This is a genomic window from Bacillus sp. FSL K6-4563 (genome assembly GCF_038630405.1).
Classification (GTDB): Bacteria; Bacillota; Bacilli; order Bacillales; family Bacillaceae; genus Bacillus; species Bacillus pumilus.
The window spans coordinates 2,547,908-2,564,546 of the sequence record NZ_CP152030.1 but is presented as its reverse complement, the minus strand read 5'-3'; the positions used below and the strand labels follow the sequence as shown (position 1 = coordinate 2,564,546).

Annotated in this window: 15 protein-coding genes and 1 riboswitch; of the genes, 14 read left to right on the top strand and 1 reads right to left on the bottom strand. The window is 42.6% G+C overall.

Annotated features, from left to right (window positions below):
• Positions 1-32 precede the first annotated feature (32 nt).
• The gene (gene rnhC, locus MHH54_RS12980; protein WP_003216625.1) at positions 33-956 is read right to left on the bottom strand and encodes a ribonuclease HIII; all 924 of its coding nucleotides are present in this window, start codon (positions 954-956) and stop codon (positions 33-35) included.
• Between the two features lie 134 nt (positions 957-1,090).
• Here rnhC and zapA point away from each other — a divergent pair, with 134 nt between their 5' ends.
• The 14 genes from zapA (at position 1,091) to uvrC (ending at position 16,367) form a co-directional block, all read left to right on the top strand.
• On the top strand, positions 1,091-1,348 hold the full coding sequence (gene zapA, locus MHH54_RS12975) for a cell division protein ZapA (RefSeq protein WP_003216811.1): 258 nt from the start codon (positions 1,091-1,093) through the stop codon (positions 1,346-1,348).
• Between the two features lie 7 nt (positions 1,349-1,355).
• Entirely contained in the window at positions 1,356-1,889 is a 534-nt protein-coding gene (locus MHH54_RS12970; protein ID WP_003216761.1) for a CvpA family protein, read from the top strand.
• Positions 1,890-2,003: 114 nt separating this feature from the next.
• Positions 2,004-3,716: a DNA polymerase/3'-5' exonuclease PolX gene (gene polX, locus MHH54_RS12965; protein WP_342500314.1), complete on the top strand. Its 1,713-nt coding sequence runs from the start codon at positions 2,004-2,006 to the stop codon at positions 3,714-3,716.
• Between the two features lie 21 nt (positions 3,717-3,737).
• Positions 3,738-6,095, top strand: a complete 2,358-nt coding sequence (locus MHH54_RS12960) for an endonuclease MutS2 (protein WP_342500917.1) — start codon at positions 3,738-3,740, stop codon at positions 6,093-6,095.
• Between the two features lie 14 nt (positions 6,096-6,109).
• Entirely contained in the window at positions 6,110-6,514 is a 405-nt protein-coding gene (locus MHH54_RS12955) for a DUF350 domain-containing protein (RefSeq protein ID WP_008345990.1), read from the top strand.
• 163 nt (positions 6,515-6,677) lie between these two features.
• Positions 6,678-7,133 carry an immunity 63 family protein gene (locus MHH54_RS12950; RefSeq protein WP_044139947.1) on the top strand — a complete coding sequence of 152 codons (456 nt, stop codon included), beginning with the start codon at positions 6,678-6,680 and terminating at the stop codon, positions 7,131-7,133.
• 101 nt (positions 7,134-7,234) lie between these two features.
• On the top strand, positions 7,235-8,956 hold the full coding sequence (locus MHH54_RS12945) for an AMP-binding protein (RefSeq protein WP_342500313.1): 1,722 nt from the start codon (positions 7,235-7,237) through the stop codon (positions 8,954-8,956).
• A gap of 167 nt (positions 8,957-9,123) precedes the next feature.
• On the top strand, positions 9,124-9,708 hold the full coding sequence (locus MHH54_RS12940; protein WP_003216590.1) for a TetR/AcrR family transcriptional regulator: 585 nt from the start codon (positions 9,124-9,126) through the stop codon (positions 9,706-9,708).
• 26 nt (positions 9,709-9,734) lie between these two features.
• The gene (locus tag MHH54_RS12935) at positions 9,735-10,514 is read left to right on the top strand and encodes an enoyl-CoA hydratase (RefSeq protein ID WP_003216795.1); all 780 of its coding nucleotides are present in this window, start codon (positions 9,735-9,737) and stop codon (positions 10,512-10,514) included.
• Between the two features lie 31 nt (positions 10,515-10,545).
• The gene (locus tag MHH54_RS12930) at positions 10,546-11,319 is read left to right on the top strand and encodes an electron transfer flavoprotein subunit beta/FixA family protein (RefSeq protein WP_012010823.1); all 774 of its coding nucleotides are present in this window, start codon (positions 10,546-10,548) and stop codon (positions 11,317-11,319) included.
• Between the two features lie 44 nt (positions 11,320-11,363).
• The gene (locus MHH54_RS12925) at positions 11,364-12,341 is read left to right on the top strand and encodes an electron transfer flavoprotein subunit alpha/FixB family protein (RefSeq protein WP_106032630.1); all 978 of its coding nucleotides are present in this window, start codon (positions 11,364-11,366) and stop codon (positions 12,339-12,341) included.
• Between the two features lie 75 nt (positions 12,342-12,416).
• Complete coding sequence (locus MHH54_RS12920; protein WP_342500312.1) at positions 12,417-13,895, top strand: alpha-N-arabinofuranosidase; 1,479 nt, start codon at positions 12,417-12,419, stop codon at positions 13,893-13,895.
• Positions 13,896-14,140: 245 nt separating this feature from the next.
• Positions 14,141-14,455, top strand: coding sequence for a thioredoxin (gene trxA, locus MHH54_RS12915; protein ID WP_003216330.1), 315 nt, complete (start codon positions 14,141-14,143; stop codon positions 14,453-14,455).
• A 139-nt stretch (positions 14,456-14,594) separates the two neighbouring features.
• The gene (gene uvrC, locus MHH54_RS12910; RefSeq protein WP_106029053.1) at positions 14,595-16,367 is read left to right on the top strand and encodes an excinuclease ABC subunit UvrC; all 1,773 of its coding nucleotides are present in this window, start codon (positions 14,595-14,597) and stop codon (positions 16,365-16,367) included.
• 63 nt (positions 16,368-16,430) lie between these two features.
• A riboswitch (Lysine riboswitch) is annotated at positions 16,431-16,608 on the top strand.
• Positions 16,609-16,639: the final 31 nt, after the last annotated feature.

The following is a 16,639-nucleotide window of genomic DNA, read 5'->3' as shown; positions in this document are numbered from 1 at the left end:
AAGAGCTAAGGCCATATGGGCCTAGCTCTTTTTTATAGCCATTTTTTCGCTTTTTGTGTGTTGGCAAAATGCAGTTTTGTAAATTGACGTAAAGCCTCTTCGCCGTGCAGCTTGATGAGCTTTGCAGCCGCCTTGTCCACATGAGGACCGGCTCCTTTTGGAATGTCAAACCCTGCTGCTTTAGATAACTTATCCATTTCAATTAAAAAAGCGTATCTTGCAATAATGGAAGCAGCAGCAACTGACAAATGAATGCCTTCTGCTTTTGTGCTAAAGTACGTCCGCTCCCGAATGATTTTTTTCCCAGCAAGATGCTTGAAATAAATACCTGGTTCTGCAAATTGGTCAATCAAAATAGCTTCAGGCTGCTTCCCGTCTAATTTCTCTAGCACAGAGGTGATGACTTGGTTATGAAGAAGCGCCTTCATTTTCCCTTGGCTCATGCCCTTTTCCTGCATCGCATTGTACTTTTCATTTCGGAGCACAAGAAGGCTGAACGGAATGGTTTTGATGAGATCTTTGGCAATATTGATAATCTGCGGGTCTTTTAGACCTTTTGAGTCTTTTACGCCAAGCTCTTTCATAAGAGCAAGCTGGCTGGCATCAACATAAGCGGCACAGACCGTCATCGGTCCAAAATAATCACCTGTTCCTACTTCATCTGAACCGATGACGGACATAGAAGCAATCCCTGACGGCGGACTATATTTTGTGACAGCCGGTGCTTTTGGGCTTTTCGTATCAGCTGCTTTTAAATGGCTGAATTGACTAGCTTCAGCTTCAGCCTTTTGTCCTTGAAACAGCACTTTTCCAGATCGATAGGCTGTAATTGTACAGCCAGAGACCTTTGCTTGAAAAAGGGCGCCTGGTGGTAACGTATCAGTTAAGTGGTGCGCATACGCGCTCTTCATTTTTTTAAGGTCTTCTGATGTTGCTTTTAAGACGGATTGGGGCACAGTGGATAACTCCTTTTTACCTTGATATCATTGATTTCTAAAGTGTACCATAACAGGGAAGGGCTCGTCTTTCCATTCAATGTCTAAACATGTTATGATAGAGACTAGGATTCTCGTGGAATGGAGGAGAAACGTTGTCTGACGGCGGTAAAACGAAAACAACAGTTGAGATTTACGGACAGTCCTATACGATCATCGGTCAAGAAACGAAGATGCATATGCGACACGTTGCTTCAATTGTTGATGATAAAATGAGAGAAATAAATGAAAAAAACCCATACCTTGATATAAACAAATTAGCTGTACTGACAGCAGTCAATGTCGTCCACGACTACATGAAATTAAAAGAGCAATACGAAAAACTAGAGATTCAGCTTAAAGAAAAGGAATGAAATTACCGTGATCGATATCATCATTTTGTTTTTGCTTCTTATGGGAACGCTTGTCGGTCTAAAACGCGGGTTTATTCTTCAATTTATTAAATTGATCAGCTTTGTTGTTTCTATCTTAGTGGCTTCCATGTTTTATCAGTCACTTGCACCACAGCTTACGTGGATTCCAGCACCTAATTTTAGCGGCGGTCAAGCGCAGCTCGCTTTCTTTAGTGGGAATCTAGAAACAGCTTACTATAATACCATTGCGTTTATCATTCTGTTTATCTTGACCAAAATCCTGCTCGCCATCATTGGCGGATTGCTCACAACCATTGCAAGTATACCTGTGATTAAGCAGGTCAACAAACTGCTTGGCGGTGTTTTAGGATTTCTTGAAACCTATCTATTTGTATTTATTCTCTTGTTTGTCGCTGCATTACTTCCAGTCGATGCACTGCAAACAATGTTGAGTAAATCCATATTAGCAGATGCGATCGTAAGCAACACCCCTTATCTGTCCGGTCTTGTCAAAGACTTATGGACGACGTATGGAGTTTAAAAACTTCTCCTTTCTTGGAGAAGTTTTTTCTCATTCCATGACAGAAAGTTGTAGGATGAAGGAAAAGTTTGTATATTTATAAAGGAAGATGCCAAAGCGGCTGGAGGATGAGAGATGAATAAAAAAGATATTATCAAACTTCTTGAAACAATTGCAATATATATGGAGCTAAAAGGAGATAATCCTTTTAAGATTTCTGCCTTTCGTAAAGCAGCAGCGGCACTGGAGCAAGATGACCGCAGCCTTTCTCAAATAGATGATCTATTAGCATTACCTGGCATTGGAAAAGGAACCTTTGCTGTGATCACTGAGTATATCGAAAAAGGACAATCAGAAACACTCGAACAATTAAAAACGGAAGTGCCCGAAGGACTTGTCCCGCTTTTGAAATTACCAGGACTCGGCGGGAAGAAGATCGCTAAGCTTTACCAAGAGCTTGGCGTCCATGATGCACAATCTCTAAAAGAAGCATGCGAAGCGGAAAAGGTACAAGCGCTTGCTGGCTTCGGCAAAAAAACAGAAGAAAAGATTCTCGCAGCGCTTGAGGAAGCAGGAAAGCAGCCGGAACGACTGCCAATTGGCTTTGCATTAGATGTGGCAGAGCGGATTGATTATGCCCTTGAAGAGATGAAAGGTATCATCCGTTTTTCAAGAGCCGGCAGTTTAAGACGTGCACGCGAAACCGTCAAAGATTTAGATTATATCATTGCAACAGACAATCCTGAGCAAGTTAGAGAGCAGCTCGTTGCACTTGATGATGTCAAAGATGTTATCGCAAGCGGTGATACGAAGGTATCTGTTGTGCTTGCCCTTGATTTTGAGATCAGTGTCGACTTCCGGCTTGTGACAGTAGACCAATTCGCAACTACACTGCACCATTTCACTGGCTCAAAAGATCACAATATTCGAATGCGTCAGCTTGCGAAGGAACGCGGAGAGCGCATTAGCGAATATGGTGTGGAAACAATTGAAACTGGAGAAGTAAAAACGTTTGAAGACGAAAGCGCTTTTTATGCACATTTTCAACTTCCGCTCATTCCGCCAGAAATTCGTGAAACCGGAGCGGAGATTGATACGTATAAAGAAAGTATGCAGTTTGTAGAACTGAAAGATATTAAAGGCGACCTTCATATGCACTCGACATGGAGTGACGGAGCATTCTCTATTCGTGAAATGGCGGAAGCATGTATTGCCAAAGGCTATGAATACATGGCGATTACAGACCACTCGCAATATTTAAAAGTAGCAAACGGTTTAACAAAAGAACGTTTGCGTCTGCAAGCAAAAGAAATTGATAAGATTAATCAGGAATTCGAGCATTTTCACATTTTCAAAGGGGTCGAAATGGATATCCTGCCGGATGGATCGTTAGATTATGATGATGACTTTTTAAAAAACATGGATTTTGTCATTGCGTCTATCCATTCTAGCTTCTCTCAGCCGGAAGAAGTCATTATGGAACGCCTTGAAAATGCCTTGCGTAATCAGCATGTCGATTTAATTGCACATCCAACAGGCCGTTTGATCGGCAGACGGGATGGCTATGCCTTAAATATAGACCAACTCATAGAGCTTGCGAAGAAAACGGGCACTGCACTTGAGCTCAACAGTAATCCGTCAAGACTTGATTTGAAAACAGAGCATTTAATGAAAGCAAATGAAGCGGGTGTGCACATCATGATCAATACAGATGCGCACAACATCGCCATGCTGGAACATATGGAAGTCGGTGTAACAGCTGCAAGAAAGGGCTGGACACCAAAAGTAAATGTCGTGAATACTTTTACTCTAAACGAGATCAAAAAGTTTTTAACGCGTGACAGGTAGTCGTTAGGAGGCTGGACCATGCTGCAACAAAAAGTGTTAGCATCATTAGAATTTCATAAAGTAAAAGAAAAAGTGATGTCCTATACCGCATCCACATTAGGAAAAGAAAGAGCGCAGGATTTAACACCTCTGACAGATATAGAAACCATTCAGCATTTGCTGGAAGAGGTAGCAGAAGCACAAGATGTGATCCGCTTAAAGGGATCAGCGCCATTTGGCGGGCTTACGGATATTAGACGCGCAGTGAAACGGGCAGAAATCGGCAGTACATTAAGTCCTTCTGAGCTGATGGAAATCGCAGGACTATTATATGCGGTGAAAAATATGAAGCACTTTCTCACGTCCATGTATGAAGATGGAGTAGATATACCGCGCCTTCATACATATGCTGAGACACTGATATTACTGCCTGAAATCAGAAAAGAAATCGAAAGCTGTATTGGTGATAATGGAGAAGTGCTTGATCATGCAACTCCTGCACTTCGTTCATTGCGTATTCAATTACGCTCACTAGAATCAAAGGTCCGCGATAAATTAGAATCGATGATTCGTTCACAATCGGCTTCGAAAATGCTGTCAGACACAATTGTCACCATTCGTAATGACCGGTTTGTTATTCCTGTGAAACAAGAGTACCGCTCGAATTACGGCGGAATTGTTCATGACCAATCTTCATCAGGGGCGACCCTTTTTATTGAGCCGCAAGTGGTCGTGGATGTAAATAACACCTTGCAGCAAACCCGTTTAAAAGAGAAGCAAGAGGTTGAAAAGATTCTGCAAATGCTGACAGAGAGCGTTTCAGAGCACATTGGGGAACTGCTTCACAATGTAAAGGAACTGCAGACGCTAGATTTTATTTTTGCTAAAGCTAAATATGCAAAGACAGAAAAAGCCACAAAACCTGCTGTGAATGATCAAGGAGAAATCTATTTAAAACGAGCAAGACATCCTCTATTGCCCCGGGATCAAGTTGTCGCAAATGATATTGAGCTCGGTAAAGATTTTTCAACGATCGTGATCACTGGACCAAATACAGGGGGAAAGACCGTTACTTTAAAAACGCTAGGTCTTCTGACGCTGATGACACAGGCGGGCCTCCATATTCCAGTTGAAGAAGGCTCTGAAGTGGCTGTGTTCGACCAAGTCTTTGCTGATATTGGAGACGAACAATCCATTGAACAAAGCTTGAGTACGTTCTCATCTCATATGGTCAATATTGTCGATATCTTAAAGCATTTGACTTCTAATTCTCTCGTCTTATTTGATGAATTAGGGGCAGGAACAGACCCAGCTGAAGGTGCGGCACTTGCGATGAGCATATTAGATGAAGTGCATCAAACGAATGCACGTGTCATCGCAACGACTCATTACCCCGAGCTGAAGGCATATGGGTATAACCGGGAAGGCGTCACAAATGCAAGCGTGGAGTTTGATATTGAAACCTTATCTCCAACGTACCGCCTGCTCATCGGTGTGCCTGGACGAAGTAACGCATTTGAAATTTCAAAGCGTCTTGGTTTGCCAGATCACCTTATAGACCGGGCAAAAGCAGATATGCATGCAGAGCATAATGAAGTAGACCAAATGATCGCTTCATTAGAAGATAGCAAGAAACAAGCAGAAGAAGAACTGCATGAGACAGAAGTCTATAGAAAAGAAGCAGAAAAGCTTCATAAAGAATTGCAAAGACAAATTCTTGAATGGAATGAGCAAAAGGATAAACTGCTTGAAGAAGCTGAACAGAAAGCGAAAGAGAAAATTGAACAAGCATCAAAAGAAGCAGAAGATATCATTCAAGAGCTCCGGTCGATAAAAAGTGAGCACCGCTCATTCAAAGAGCATGAACTCATCGATGCGCGAAAGCGTCTTGAAGAAGCTGTTCCTGAGTTTGACAGGAAAAAGAAGCCAGAGCCAGCGAAAAAAGCAGTAAGACAGCTGAAGTCAGGCGACGAAGTCAAAGTGCTTACCTTCGGGCAAAAAGGAACGTTGCTTGAACAAACAGGCGACAAAGAATGGAGTGTCCAAATGGGCATTCTGAAAATGAAGGTAAAAGAAAAAGACATGGAATTTATCAAATCAGCACCTGAATTTAAGCAAGAAAAAGCCATCACGGCAGTCAAAGGGAAAGATTATCATGTCTCGCTGGAACTCGATTTAAGAGGCGAGCGTTATGAAAATGCCTTAAGCAGAGTCGAAAAATATTTAGATGATGCTGTATTAGCTGGTTATCCGCGTGTGTCTATTATTCACGGTAAAGGAACTGGCGCCCTTAGAAAAGGGGTTCAGGAATTATTGAAACAGCATCGAAGTGTGAAAAATGCCCGTTTTGGCGAACAAGGTGAGGGAGGATCAGGCGTCACCATCGTCGAATTAAAGTAAAAAGGAGAAAACGCATGAAAGCCTTTTGGGAAAATGAACTTGTGGAAATTGCCGCCTATTATAGCGTGGCCGTCCTGTGTCTCGTCTTATTTCTAACCATTTTTGAACTCGTCACCTCCTATAAGAATTGGGAAGAGATTCAGCGGGGGAACTTAGCCGTTGCCATGGCAACAGGCGGGAAAATCTTTGGGATTGCGAATGTATTTCAGCATTCAATCGCTCAGCACAATTCCCTTCTTCAAATGATTGGATGGGGCGTATACGGCTTTGTGATGCTGCTTGTCAGCTATTTCATTTTTGAATTTTTAACACCACGTTTTAAAGTAGACAAAGAGATTGAAAATGATAATAGAGCGGTCGGGTTTATTTCACTCATCATTTCAGTTGGGCTGTCTTACGTAGTAGCAGCCGGCATTTAAGGAGACGACATGGAAAAGCTAGCAAAAGTATTAATCGTAGTTGCCTGCACTTTTGCGGTCATTGGTGCCGTTTATCTGTTCTTGTGAAATGAAAAAAACAGGCGTTAGAAAGCTGTCAGGGAATCCCTTGGCAGCTTTTATCTCATCAAAGGCGGCGAATGACATGAAGCACATTCTGCAAAAAGACGAACTGATCAAGCGCATTGATACTTGTCTTCAAATGACATCCCTTCCAAGAGACATATACAAACCGTATATTGCACGTCCATTTCAAACGTCAGGATTTTTTGATGATTTGAGTCCCTATATTCAAATCGATTCGAGTGGTTATATCCTCATACAATATGAACGAGGAATTCAAATGCTGCATAAAAGAACAAAAGTGGCGGATGAAGTCATTTACTGGATTTTAGAAGACACCATTTTTCTCACGGTTTACATCGACATGATGAGGAAGTATCAAGTCGACAACATCCAGACGCATTTACCGAATGATCCAAGTATCCATCAACAGATCGTGGATAGAGTCAACGAGTCATTTCGTACAATTGGCGGTTTATATGAACAGTGGCATCATGAAGGAAAAAGAGCTTCTATCGAAACACCGGCGAACAAGTAAACATGTGCAATTGAACCAAGCCCTATTAGAAAAAAGCAAACTGCCCTAAGGAAAAGTTTGCTATAATATAATAGTACGAAAGTTCAGGAAGGAGGGTTTTTATGCAGTCAGATAAACGTTGGCTTCTGCATTACCCGAATCAAATTCCCCACGAACTCACCATCCCAAATGAAACATTACAATCTTACTTATTCAGCTCCGCAGAGGCTGCACCTGAGCATACAGCCATTCATTTTCTAGGAAAGAACATCACCTATGAACAACTAAAAGAAGACGTATTGAAACTAGCCAGTCATCTGCTGAAAATTGGCGTGAAAAAAGGTGACAGAGTAGCGATCATGCTGCCGAACTGTCCTCAATCGGTCATTTCTTATTATGCTGTTTTAATAGCAGGCGGCATCGTTGTTCAAACAAACCCGCTTTATACGGAGAAGGAACTGGAATATCAAATGGAAGACAGCGGCGCCAAAGTGCTGATCACGCTAGATTTGTTGTATCCAAAGGCTTATAAAATGAAAGCGCTGACAAGTGTGGAGCACTTAATCGTCACCAAACTACAAGATTATTTACCATTCCCAAAAAACATACTGTTTCCTATTGTGCAAAGAAGAAAAAATAAAATGATCATACAAGTGGAGAAAAATGACACCATTCATCACTTCGCGCAGATTATGAAAGAATCGGAAGGTGAACAGCAGATACCCGCACTTGCCTTTGATCCGAAAGAGGATATCGCTGTTTTGCAATATACTGGCGGAACGACCGGGTTACCAAAAGGCGTCATGCTCACACATGAAAATATTTTAGCGAATACTGAAATGTGCGCTTCCTGGATGTATAAAACGACCAGGGGGAAAGAACGCATCCTCGGCATCATTCCGTTTTTTCATGTCTACGGAATGACGACCGTCTTAAATCTTGCTGTCAAAGAAGGGCATTCAATGATTCTACTTCCGCGATTTGACGCAGCTGATACCCTCAAAACGATTGAAAAACAGAAGCCGACGCTCTTTCCAGGTGCACCAACCATGTATATCGCCTTGCTGCATCATCCGAACATTGAAAAGTATGATCTATCGTCCATCACTGCATGTCTAAGCGGCTCAGCGGCACTTCCTGTTGAAGTCAAACAAAGCTTTGAAAAATTAACAGGAGGACGCTTAGTGGAGGGGTACGGACTTTCAGAAACCTCACCCGTCACTCATTCTAACTTTTTATGGGGAGCGAACAAAACAGGCAGCATTGGCTGTCCGTGGCCTAATACAGATGCCGGTATTTATTGCGAGGAAACCGGAGGCTTCAAAGAACCATATGAGCATGGAGAAATCATTGTCAAAGGGCCCCAGATCATGAAAGGATACTGGAATCAGCCAGAGGAGACAGAGGCTGTATTACGAGATGGCTGGTTTTTCACCGGAGATATAGGGTATATGGATGAGGACGGTTTTTTCTATATTGTCGACCGGAAAAAAGATGTCATCATTGCGAGCGGCTATAATATTTACCCAAGAGAAGTCGAAGAAGCCCTTTATGAGCATGAGCTTGTACAAGAAGTCGTCGTCGCAGGTATTCCAGATCCGTACAGAGGAGAAACAGTGAAAGCATTTATTGTACCGAAAAAGGATGCCTACTTAACAGAGGACGAACTTGATCGCTTTGTCAGGACGAGAATTGCCTCATTTAAAGTACCGCGCGTGTATGAATTTAAAGAGTCACTGCCTAAAACAGCCGTCGGGAAGATTTTGCGCAGAGTATTAATTGAAGAAGAAAAAAGAAAGCACGCTTCTTCATCTGAAACGCCTGCCGATCAACCGAAAACATAACGGCTTCATCATCCGGTCCACCGGCCGGATGATTTGAATGTTGACCGCCTCCTCTGGTATGCTAAAGGTGGAAAAGAAAGAAGAAGATCACTTGACAAATCGCCCGTTTCTTTTTAACATAAAGTTATGAATGAATACTCATTCAATCCAGAAAGGGACGAAGCACATTGAAGCAGAAAAGACCGAAGTACATGCAAATTATTGATGCAGCAGTTGTGGTGATTGCAGAGAACGGCTATCACCAATCACAAGTTTCAAAAATTGCGAAACAAGCAGGGGTAGCAGATGGAACCATTTATCTTTATTTCAAAAATAAAGAGGATATTTTGATCTCATTGTTCAAAGAAAAAATGGGACAATTCATCGAACGAATGGAAACAGATATTCAAAAGAAACCGTCGGCGAAAGAAAAGCTTCTACTGCTTATTGAGGAGCATTTTCGTATGCTTGCGCAAAATCATCATTTGGCTCTTGTGACACAGCTTGAACTCAGGCAGTCAAACCTTGAGCTGCGGCAAAAAATCAATGAGGTGCTGAAAGGGTATTTAAATATGCTCGAGTCGATATTAGCAGAAGGAAAGAAAACAGGAGAATTCAGACAAAATCTAGATGTCCGCTTAGCGAGACAAATGGTATTTGGGACGATTGATGAAACCGCTACAACATGGGTCATGAATGATCAAAAATATGATCTTCCTGCACTCGCAGAAAACGTACGTGATCTACTCTTAAACGGAATACATCAATCTTAAAGACATTTTGAAAAAGGATGATTGACATGGAAAAGATACTCACCTTACATCATGAAGGACAGACAGCACTTATCACGATTCAGCATCCACCAGCAAACGCCTTATCTTCTCAGCTACTCACCGAGCTTAATGACATGTTTGACCAGCTCGAACAAAATGAAGAAGTAAGAGCCATTGTGATCCACGGGGAAGGAAGATTTTTCTCAGCAGGTGCTGATATTAAGGAATTTACGACGTTACAGGAAGAATCTGACTATTCAAGCCTTGCAGACAGAGGGCAACAGGTCTTTGAACGGATTGAACAATGTCCAAAACCGGTCATTGCTTCAATTCACGGAGCGGCATTAGGCGGGGGCCTTGAGCTTGCCATGTCTTGTGATATCCGAATCGCCACAAAAGATGCGAAGCTTGGACTGCCGGAACTAAACCTAGGCATCATTCCAGGATTCGGCGGTACGCAGCGCCTGCCGCGCTATGTTGGTTCTGCTAAAGCGCTGGAAATGATGGGTACAGCTGAACCGATTACAGGTGAAGAAGCATTTGCCTGCGGACTTGTTTCAAAGTTGGCAGAAACAGAGGAAGAGGCGCTCGAAGCAGCCAAAACACTTGCGTCAAAATTTGCAACGAAAAGTCCAAAATCACTCGAGTATGTGCTGGATTTATTGAACGCAACAAAATTGTATTCATATGATGGCGGAATGAAGCTAGAAGCCAAAAAGTTCGGTGAGATTTTCCAATCGAATGATGCCAAAGAAGGCATACAAGCCTTTATCGAAAAGCGCAAGCCGAATTTTAAAGGGGAATAAAGGATTCAAACGAAACAAGGGGGAGAAATGGATGAATATATTTGTTTTGATGAAGCGTACGTTTGACACGGAAGAGAAGATTTCCATTCAGTCTGGTGCAATTCAAGAAGATGGAGCAGAGTTCATTATTAATCCTTATGACGAGTACGCCATAGAAGAAGCCATCCAGCTTCGCGACGAGCACGGGGGAGAAGTGACCGTTGTGACAGTTGGCAGTGAGGATGCGGAAAAGCAGCTGAGAACAGCGCTTGCTATGGGCTGCGATCAAGCCGTTTTATTAAATGTGGAAGACGACTTAGAAGAGTGGGATCAATATTCAGCTTCTACGATTCTTTACCATTATTTAAAAGACAAAGAGGCTTCCTTGATTTTAGCAGGGAATGTGGCAATTGACGGTGGCTCTGGACAGGTTGCCCCGCGTCTTGCTGAATTACTTGGGTTTTCATATGTCACAACGATTACAAGTATTCAAATTGACGGCGGCTCTGCTTCGATTGAACGAGATGCAGAAGGTGATGTGGAAGTCATTTCTGCTGAGCTCCCGCTTGTCGTCACTGCGCAGCAAGGTCTCAACGAGCCTCGCTATCCATCATTACCAGGCATTATGAAGGCAAAGAAAAAGCCTTTAGAAGAATTGGAACTGGATGATTTAGATCTGGATGAAGACGATGTGCCATATAAAATCAAAACAATTGAACGTTTCTTACCGGAGAAAAAAGAGGGTGGCAAGGTGCTGAGCGGTGAGCTTCAGGATCAAGTCAAAGAACTGACGGATTTATTAAGAAATGAAGCAAAGGTCATCTAAACATCCACTTTACGATATCACGAGAACAAGGGGGAACTTGAAAGATGAGTAAAAAAGTTGTTGTACTTGGAGAAAGTCGTGACGGTAAATTAAGAAATGTGACATTTGAAGCGATTGCTGCCGCTCATCAAGTGGCAGATGGCGGTGAAGTCATTGGCGTGTTAATAGGGGATGACGTCAAAGACCAAGCGAATGAACTGCTATACTATGGAGCGGATCATGTCATGATTGTGGAGCATCCGCACCTTTCATACTATACGTCAGATGGTTTTGCGCAGGCACTTCAAGCCATATTAGATCAGGTTGACCCAGATGCCGTCCTCTTTGGCCATACGTCTATCGGAAAAGACTTGTCGCCGAAAATAGCTGCACGCTTGCAGACTGGTTTAATTTCAGATGCGATTGATGTAAGCGTTACCGGAGAACATCTTGTTTTCACAAGACCGATTTACTCTGGAAAAGCCTTCGAAAAAGTGATTTCAACAGATCGTCTGCTTTTGGCCACCATACGCCCGAACAACGTGGCACCTCTTGAGCGGGATGCCTCACGAAACGGTGACATTACACCGGTTTCTGTCGATATTCAGAACCTGCGAACGATCGTGAAGGAAGTCATTAAAAAAACGTCAGAAGGTGTAGATTTATCTGAAGCAAAAGTTATCGTCGCCGGGGGACGCGGGGTCAAGAGTAAGGAAGGGTTTGAACCGCTGAATGAACTCGCTGAGACGCTGGGCGCAGCAGTCGGTGCCTCGCGTGGTGCCTGTGACGCAGACTACTGTGATTATGCCCTGCAAATTGGGCAAACAGGCAAGGTCGTCACACCTGATCTCTATATTGCGTGCGGGATATCAGGAGCGATTCAGCATTTAGCCGGGATGTCTAACAGTAAAGTCATTGTGGCGATTAACAAAGACCCAGAAGCTGAGATCTTCAAAATTGCCGATTACGGAATCGTCGGTGACTTGTTTGAAGTGGTACCGCTTTTGAATGAAGAGTTAAAAAAGATGAATATCCACTCGTAACGCTCATACACTCAGAATGCCTAGGTATTCTGGGTTTTTTTGTATGTAATCAATACACAAAGGAGCGGTTGATAAGTGAAGGGAACAGTAAAAGTGAATGACGTGATCGGACGTATTTCTAAACACATCTATGGACATTTTCAAGAGCATTTAGGAAGAGGGATTTATGATGGGATTTGGGTCGGAAAAGATTCAGAGATCGATCATATTGAGGGGATTCGTACGGATGTGCTAAAAGCCCTTCAAGCATTACATATTCCGGTGCTTAGGTGGCCGGGCGGCTGCTTTGCAGACGAGTATCATTGGGCAAATGGTGTGGGAGATCTCAGCGAACGAAAGCCGATGGTGAACACTCATTGGGGTGGTACGGTTGAATCCAATGAATTTGGTACACATGAGTTTATGAAATTGTGTGAGCTGCTTGAATGTGAGCCTTATATTTGCGGAAATGTGGGAAGTGGGACTGTTCAAGAATTAGCAGACTGGGTCGAGTACATCACCTTTCCAAAGGGAACACCTATGTCTGATTGGCGCATTCAAAATGGAAAACAAGAACCTTGGGATTTGACCTATGTTGGTGTAGGAAACGAAAGCTGGGGCTGTGGCGGGAATATGACGCCTGAATACTATGCCGATTTATATAAACGATATCAAACGTATGTGAGAGAGTTTGCAGGTCAATCCATATACAAAATTGCGTGCGGAGCCAATTCAAATGATGTGAATTGGACAAAAGTATTAATGGAGCGCGCCGCACCTTGGATGGATGGACTCAGTTTGCATTACTACACTGTACCTGGTACGTGGGAGAAGAAAGGGTCAGCGACTGAATTTGATGAAGATGAATGGTTTATCACGTTGAAAAAAGCCTATGAGATGGAACGGCTTGTCGTGGATCATGGAGAGATCATGGATCGTTATGATCCAGACAAGCGAATTGGGATGATTATTGATGAATGGGGAACATGGTATGACCCAGAACCAGGGACGAATCCAGGATTTTTGTATCAGCAAAACACACTAAGGGACGCACTTGTTTGTGCCCTTCATTTTCATATCTTTCATCGTCATTGCCAGCGGATTCATATGGCGAATATTGCCCAGACGGTCAATGTTCTGCAAGCAATGGTGTTAACGGAAGACGAAAAGATGCTTCTGACACCTACGTATCATGTGTTTCACATGTTTCAAGTGCATCAAGAGGAAGAAGCACTTGAAGTGGAATTCGTGTCAACGCCTTATGAACGCAGAGGAGAAAAAATACCTCAGGTTAGCGTGTCAGCTTCGCGTTCGTCAGATAAGATGCATATTAGCTTCTGTCACCTGAATCCGCATGAACAAAACGAAGTATCCCTTGCCATTGAAGGTGTGGATGCAGAAACGAAAGTCACGGGCCGCGTGCTGACAGCAAACCGCATGAATGCGCACAACACATTTGATGACCCTCATGCTGTCCAGCCAGCAGAGTTTCAGCAATTTGCTGTAAAACCCGGTGAGTTGACCATAGGTCTGCCGCCAATGTCTGTGGTGATGATTACGATTGATCTCGCTTGATCGCATATTTAGATGTTTGATGAGCAGGATGTTGGGGCATCATACATTGTAAACGAAGCGGAAAGGGAGTTATTTATATGCTTAGAACGATTCTCATGATTATCGGTGCAATTGTTGTCATTGGTGCGATTGTACGGTTTGTTTTTTAATTCATTTCATAAAAAAAGATTCGTAAGCATTTCATTCGCAAGTCACATTGGTAGATGCTATACTAAAAATCATAATTTACATTGGAGGAATGAATAATGGCAATCGTAAAAGCTACTGACGCAACATTTTCACAAGAAACTGCAGAAGGTGTTGTTATTGCGGACTTTTGGGCACCATGGTGCGGACCTTGTAAAATGATTGCTCCAGTTCTTGAAGAACTTGATCAAGAAATGGGCGATAAAATGAAAATTGTAAAAATTGATGTAGACGATAACCAAGAAACTGCTGGTAAATACGGCGTGATGAGTATCCCAACACTTCTTGTTTTAAAAGACGGTGAAGTGGTAGAAACTTCTGTTGGTTTCAAACCAAAAGAAGCACTTGCTGAGCTTGTTAACAAACATCTATAAACCTGTCTATGCCCAATCGGCATACTCACTAAAGCGGTTCTCGTAAAGACGAGAGCCGCTTTTCTTTCAATATGGTATAAAACAAATGTTCGTGATACACTAGAAGGAGTGAAAGAGGAAAACAAGGACGGATGAAAATATGAACAAAATGATCAAAGAAAAGCTATCGGTCTTGCCAGATCAACCAGGCTGCTATTTAATGAAAGATCGACAAAATACAGTCATTTATGTGGGGAAGGCAAAGGTCTTAAAAAATAGAGTACGCTCTTATTTCACTGGATCTCATGACGCCAAAACGCAGCGGCTTGTCAGTGAAATTGAGGACTTTGAATACATTGTCACCTCTTCTAATATCGAGGCACTCATTTTAGAGCTAAATTTAATCAAAAAATACGACCCAAAATACAATGTCATGCTCAAGGATGACAAAACGTATCCTTTTATTAAAATTACGAATGAACGGCATCCTAAGCTGATCGTCACCCGTCATGTGAAAAAGGACAAAGGGAAATATTTCGGACCATACCCGAACGTACAGGCAGCACGTGAAACGAAAAAACTGCTCGACCGTTTATATCCTCTCAGAAAATGTGCCACCCTCCCTGATCGCGTCTGTTTATATTATCATCTTGGACAATGTCTCGCGCCATGTGTGTATGACATTTCTGAAGAAACGAATAAGCAGCTCGTGGACGAAATCATAAGGTTTCTAAACGGAGGACATCAGCAAATCAAAAAAGAACTCACCGAAAAGATGAATGAAGCCGCCGAACAATTAGAGTTCGAACGGGCAAAAGAACTCAGAGACCAAATCGCGTATATCGACTCTACGATGGAGAAGCAGAAAATGACGATGAGCGATTTATCAGATCGAGATGTTTTTGCATATGCCTATGACAAGGGCTGGATGTGTGTCCAGGTCTTCTTTATCAGGCAAGGGAAATTGATTGAACGTGATGTCAGCCTGTTTCCTATGTATCAAGACCCTGAGGAAGAGTTTCTCACATTTATGGGACAATTTTATGCAAAGAACAACCACTTTCTGCCGAAGGAAATTTTGGTGCCAGATAGCGTAGATCAAGAGATGATTGAACAGTTGCTTGAGACGAACGTTCATCAGCCGAAAAAAGGAAAGAAAAAGGATTTGCTTTTACTTGCCCATCAAAATGCCAAAATCGCCTTAAAAGAAAAATTTTCGCTCATTGAGCGTGATGAAGAGCGGTCCATTGGTGCAGTGAAGCAGCTTGGAGATGCACTAAATATTTATATGCCTTACCGGATTGAGGCATTTGATAACTCGAATATTCAAGGTGCAGACCCGGTTTCTGCCATGGTCGTCTTTCAGGACGGGAAGCCGTATAAAAAGGAATACCGAAAATACAAAATTAAAACCGTCACAGGTCCAGATGATTATGCATCGATGCGTGAAGTCATTAGAAGGCGATATACCCGCGTGTTAAAGGATGAGCTCCCGCTACCAGATTTGATTTTAATTGACGGAGGAAAGGGACAGATCAATGCAGCGATAGATGTGCTTGAAAATGAATTGAATCTGTCTGTTCCAGTAGCAGGTCTAGTCAAAGATGAAAAGCACCGGACGTCGAATCTGATGATGGGCGATACACTGGAAATTGTTGCACTAGAGCGAAATAGCCAGGCCTTCTATTTATTGCAGCGTATTCAAGATGAAGTGCACCGGTTCGCGATTAGCTTTCACCGGCAGCTGCGCGGAAAAAATGCATTTCAATCTATTTTAGACGATGTGCCAGGTATCGGAGAAAAGCGTAAAAAACAGCTTCTTAAACATTTTGGCTCTGTGAAAAAGATGAAAGAAGCCTCTATCCAAGACTTTCAGGAGGCTGGTATCCCGAAACAAACGGCCGAGCTTTTAATGGAAGCTTTAAAAAAATAGATTGTACTTTTTCCAAAAGTCTGTTAAGATTGTGACTAAATTTAATAAATGAACGTGTTGTTTGTTGAAGATAGAGGTGCGAACTTCAAGAGTAAGCCTTCAGAGATCGATGGGATCTAGGAAGAGGGCTGAAAGGGGAGCGTCGCCGAAGTGAATAAAATCCACTCATTTTATTCGCTGGCTGTACATTGAAGAAATGTAGGGCTGTCAAGAATGTATTTCTTGGAGGGCTATCTCATTGTTTGCATCGTTTGATGATGATTATAAAGCAA

Bases quoted from the DNA above. Each gene is read 5' to 3' on its own strand.
- MHH54_RS12945 (WP_342500313.1), top strand. From the start codon at position 7,235: ATGCAGTCAGATAAACGTTGGCTTCTGCATTACCCGAATCAAATTCCC.
- polX (WP_342500314.1), top strand. From the start codon at position 2,004: ATGAATAAAAAAGATATTATCAAACTTCTTGAAACAATTGCAATATAT.
- MHH54_RS12930 (WP_012010823.1), top strand. From the start codon at position 10,546: ATGAATATATTTGTTTTGATGAAGCGTACGTTTGACACGGAAGAGAAG.
- MHH54_RS12925 (WP_106032630.1), top strand. From the start codon at position 11,364: ATGAGTAAAAAAGTTGTTGTACTTGGAGAAAGTCGTGACGGTAAATTA.
- uvrC (WP_106029053.1), top strand. From the start codon at position 14,595: ATGAACAAAATGATCAAAGAAAAGCTATCGGTCTTGCCAGATCAACCA.
- trxA (WP_003216330.1), top strand. From the start codon at position 14,141: ATGGCAATCGTAAAAGCTACTGACGCAACATTTTCACAAGAAACTGCA.
- MHH54_RS12950 (WP_044139947.1), top strand. From the start codon at position 6,678: ATGAAGCACATTCTGCAAAAAGACGAACTGATCAAGCGCATTGATACT.
- MHH54_RS12955 (WP_008345990.1), top strand. From the start codon at position 6,110: ATGAAAGCCTTTTGGGAAAATGAACTTGTGGAAATTGCCGCCTATTAT.
- MHH54_RS12935 (WP_003216795.1), top strand. From the start codon at position 9,735: ATGGAAAAGATACTCACCTTACATCATGAAGGACAGACAGCACTTATC.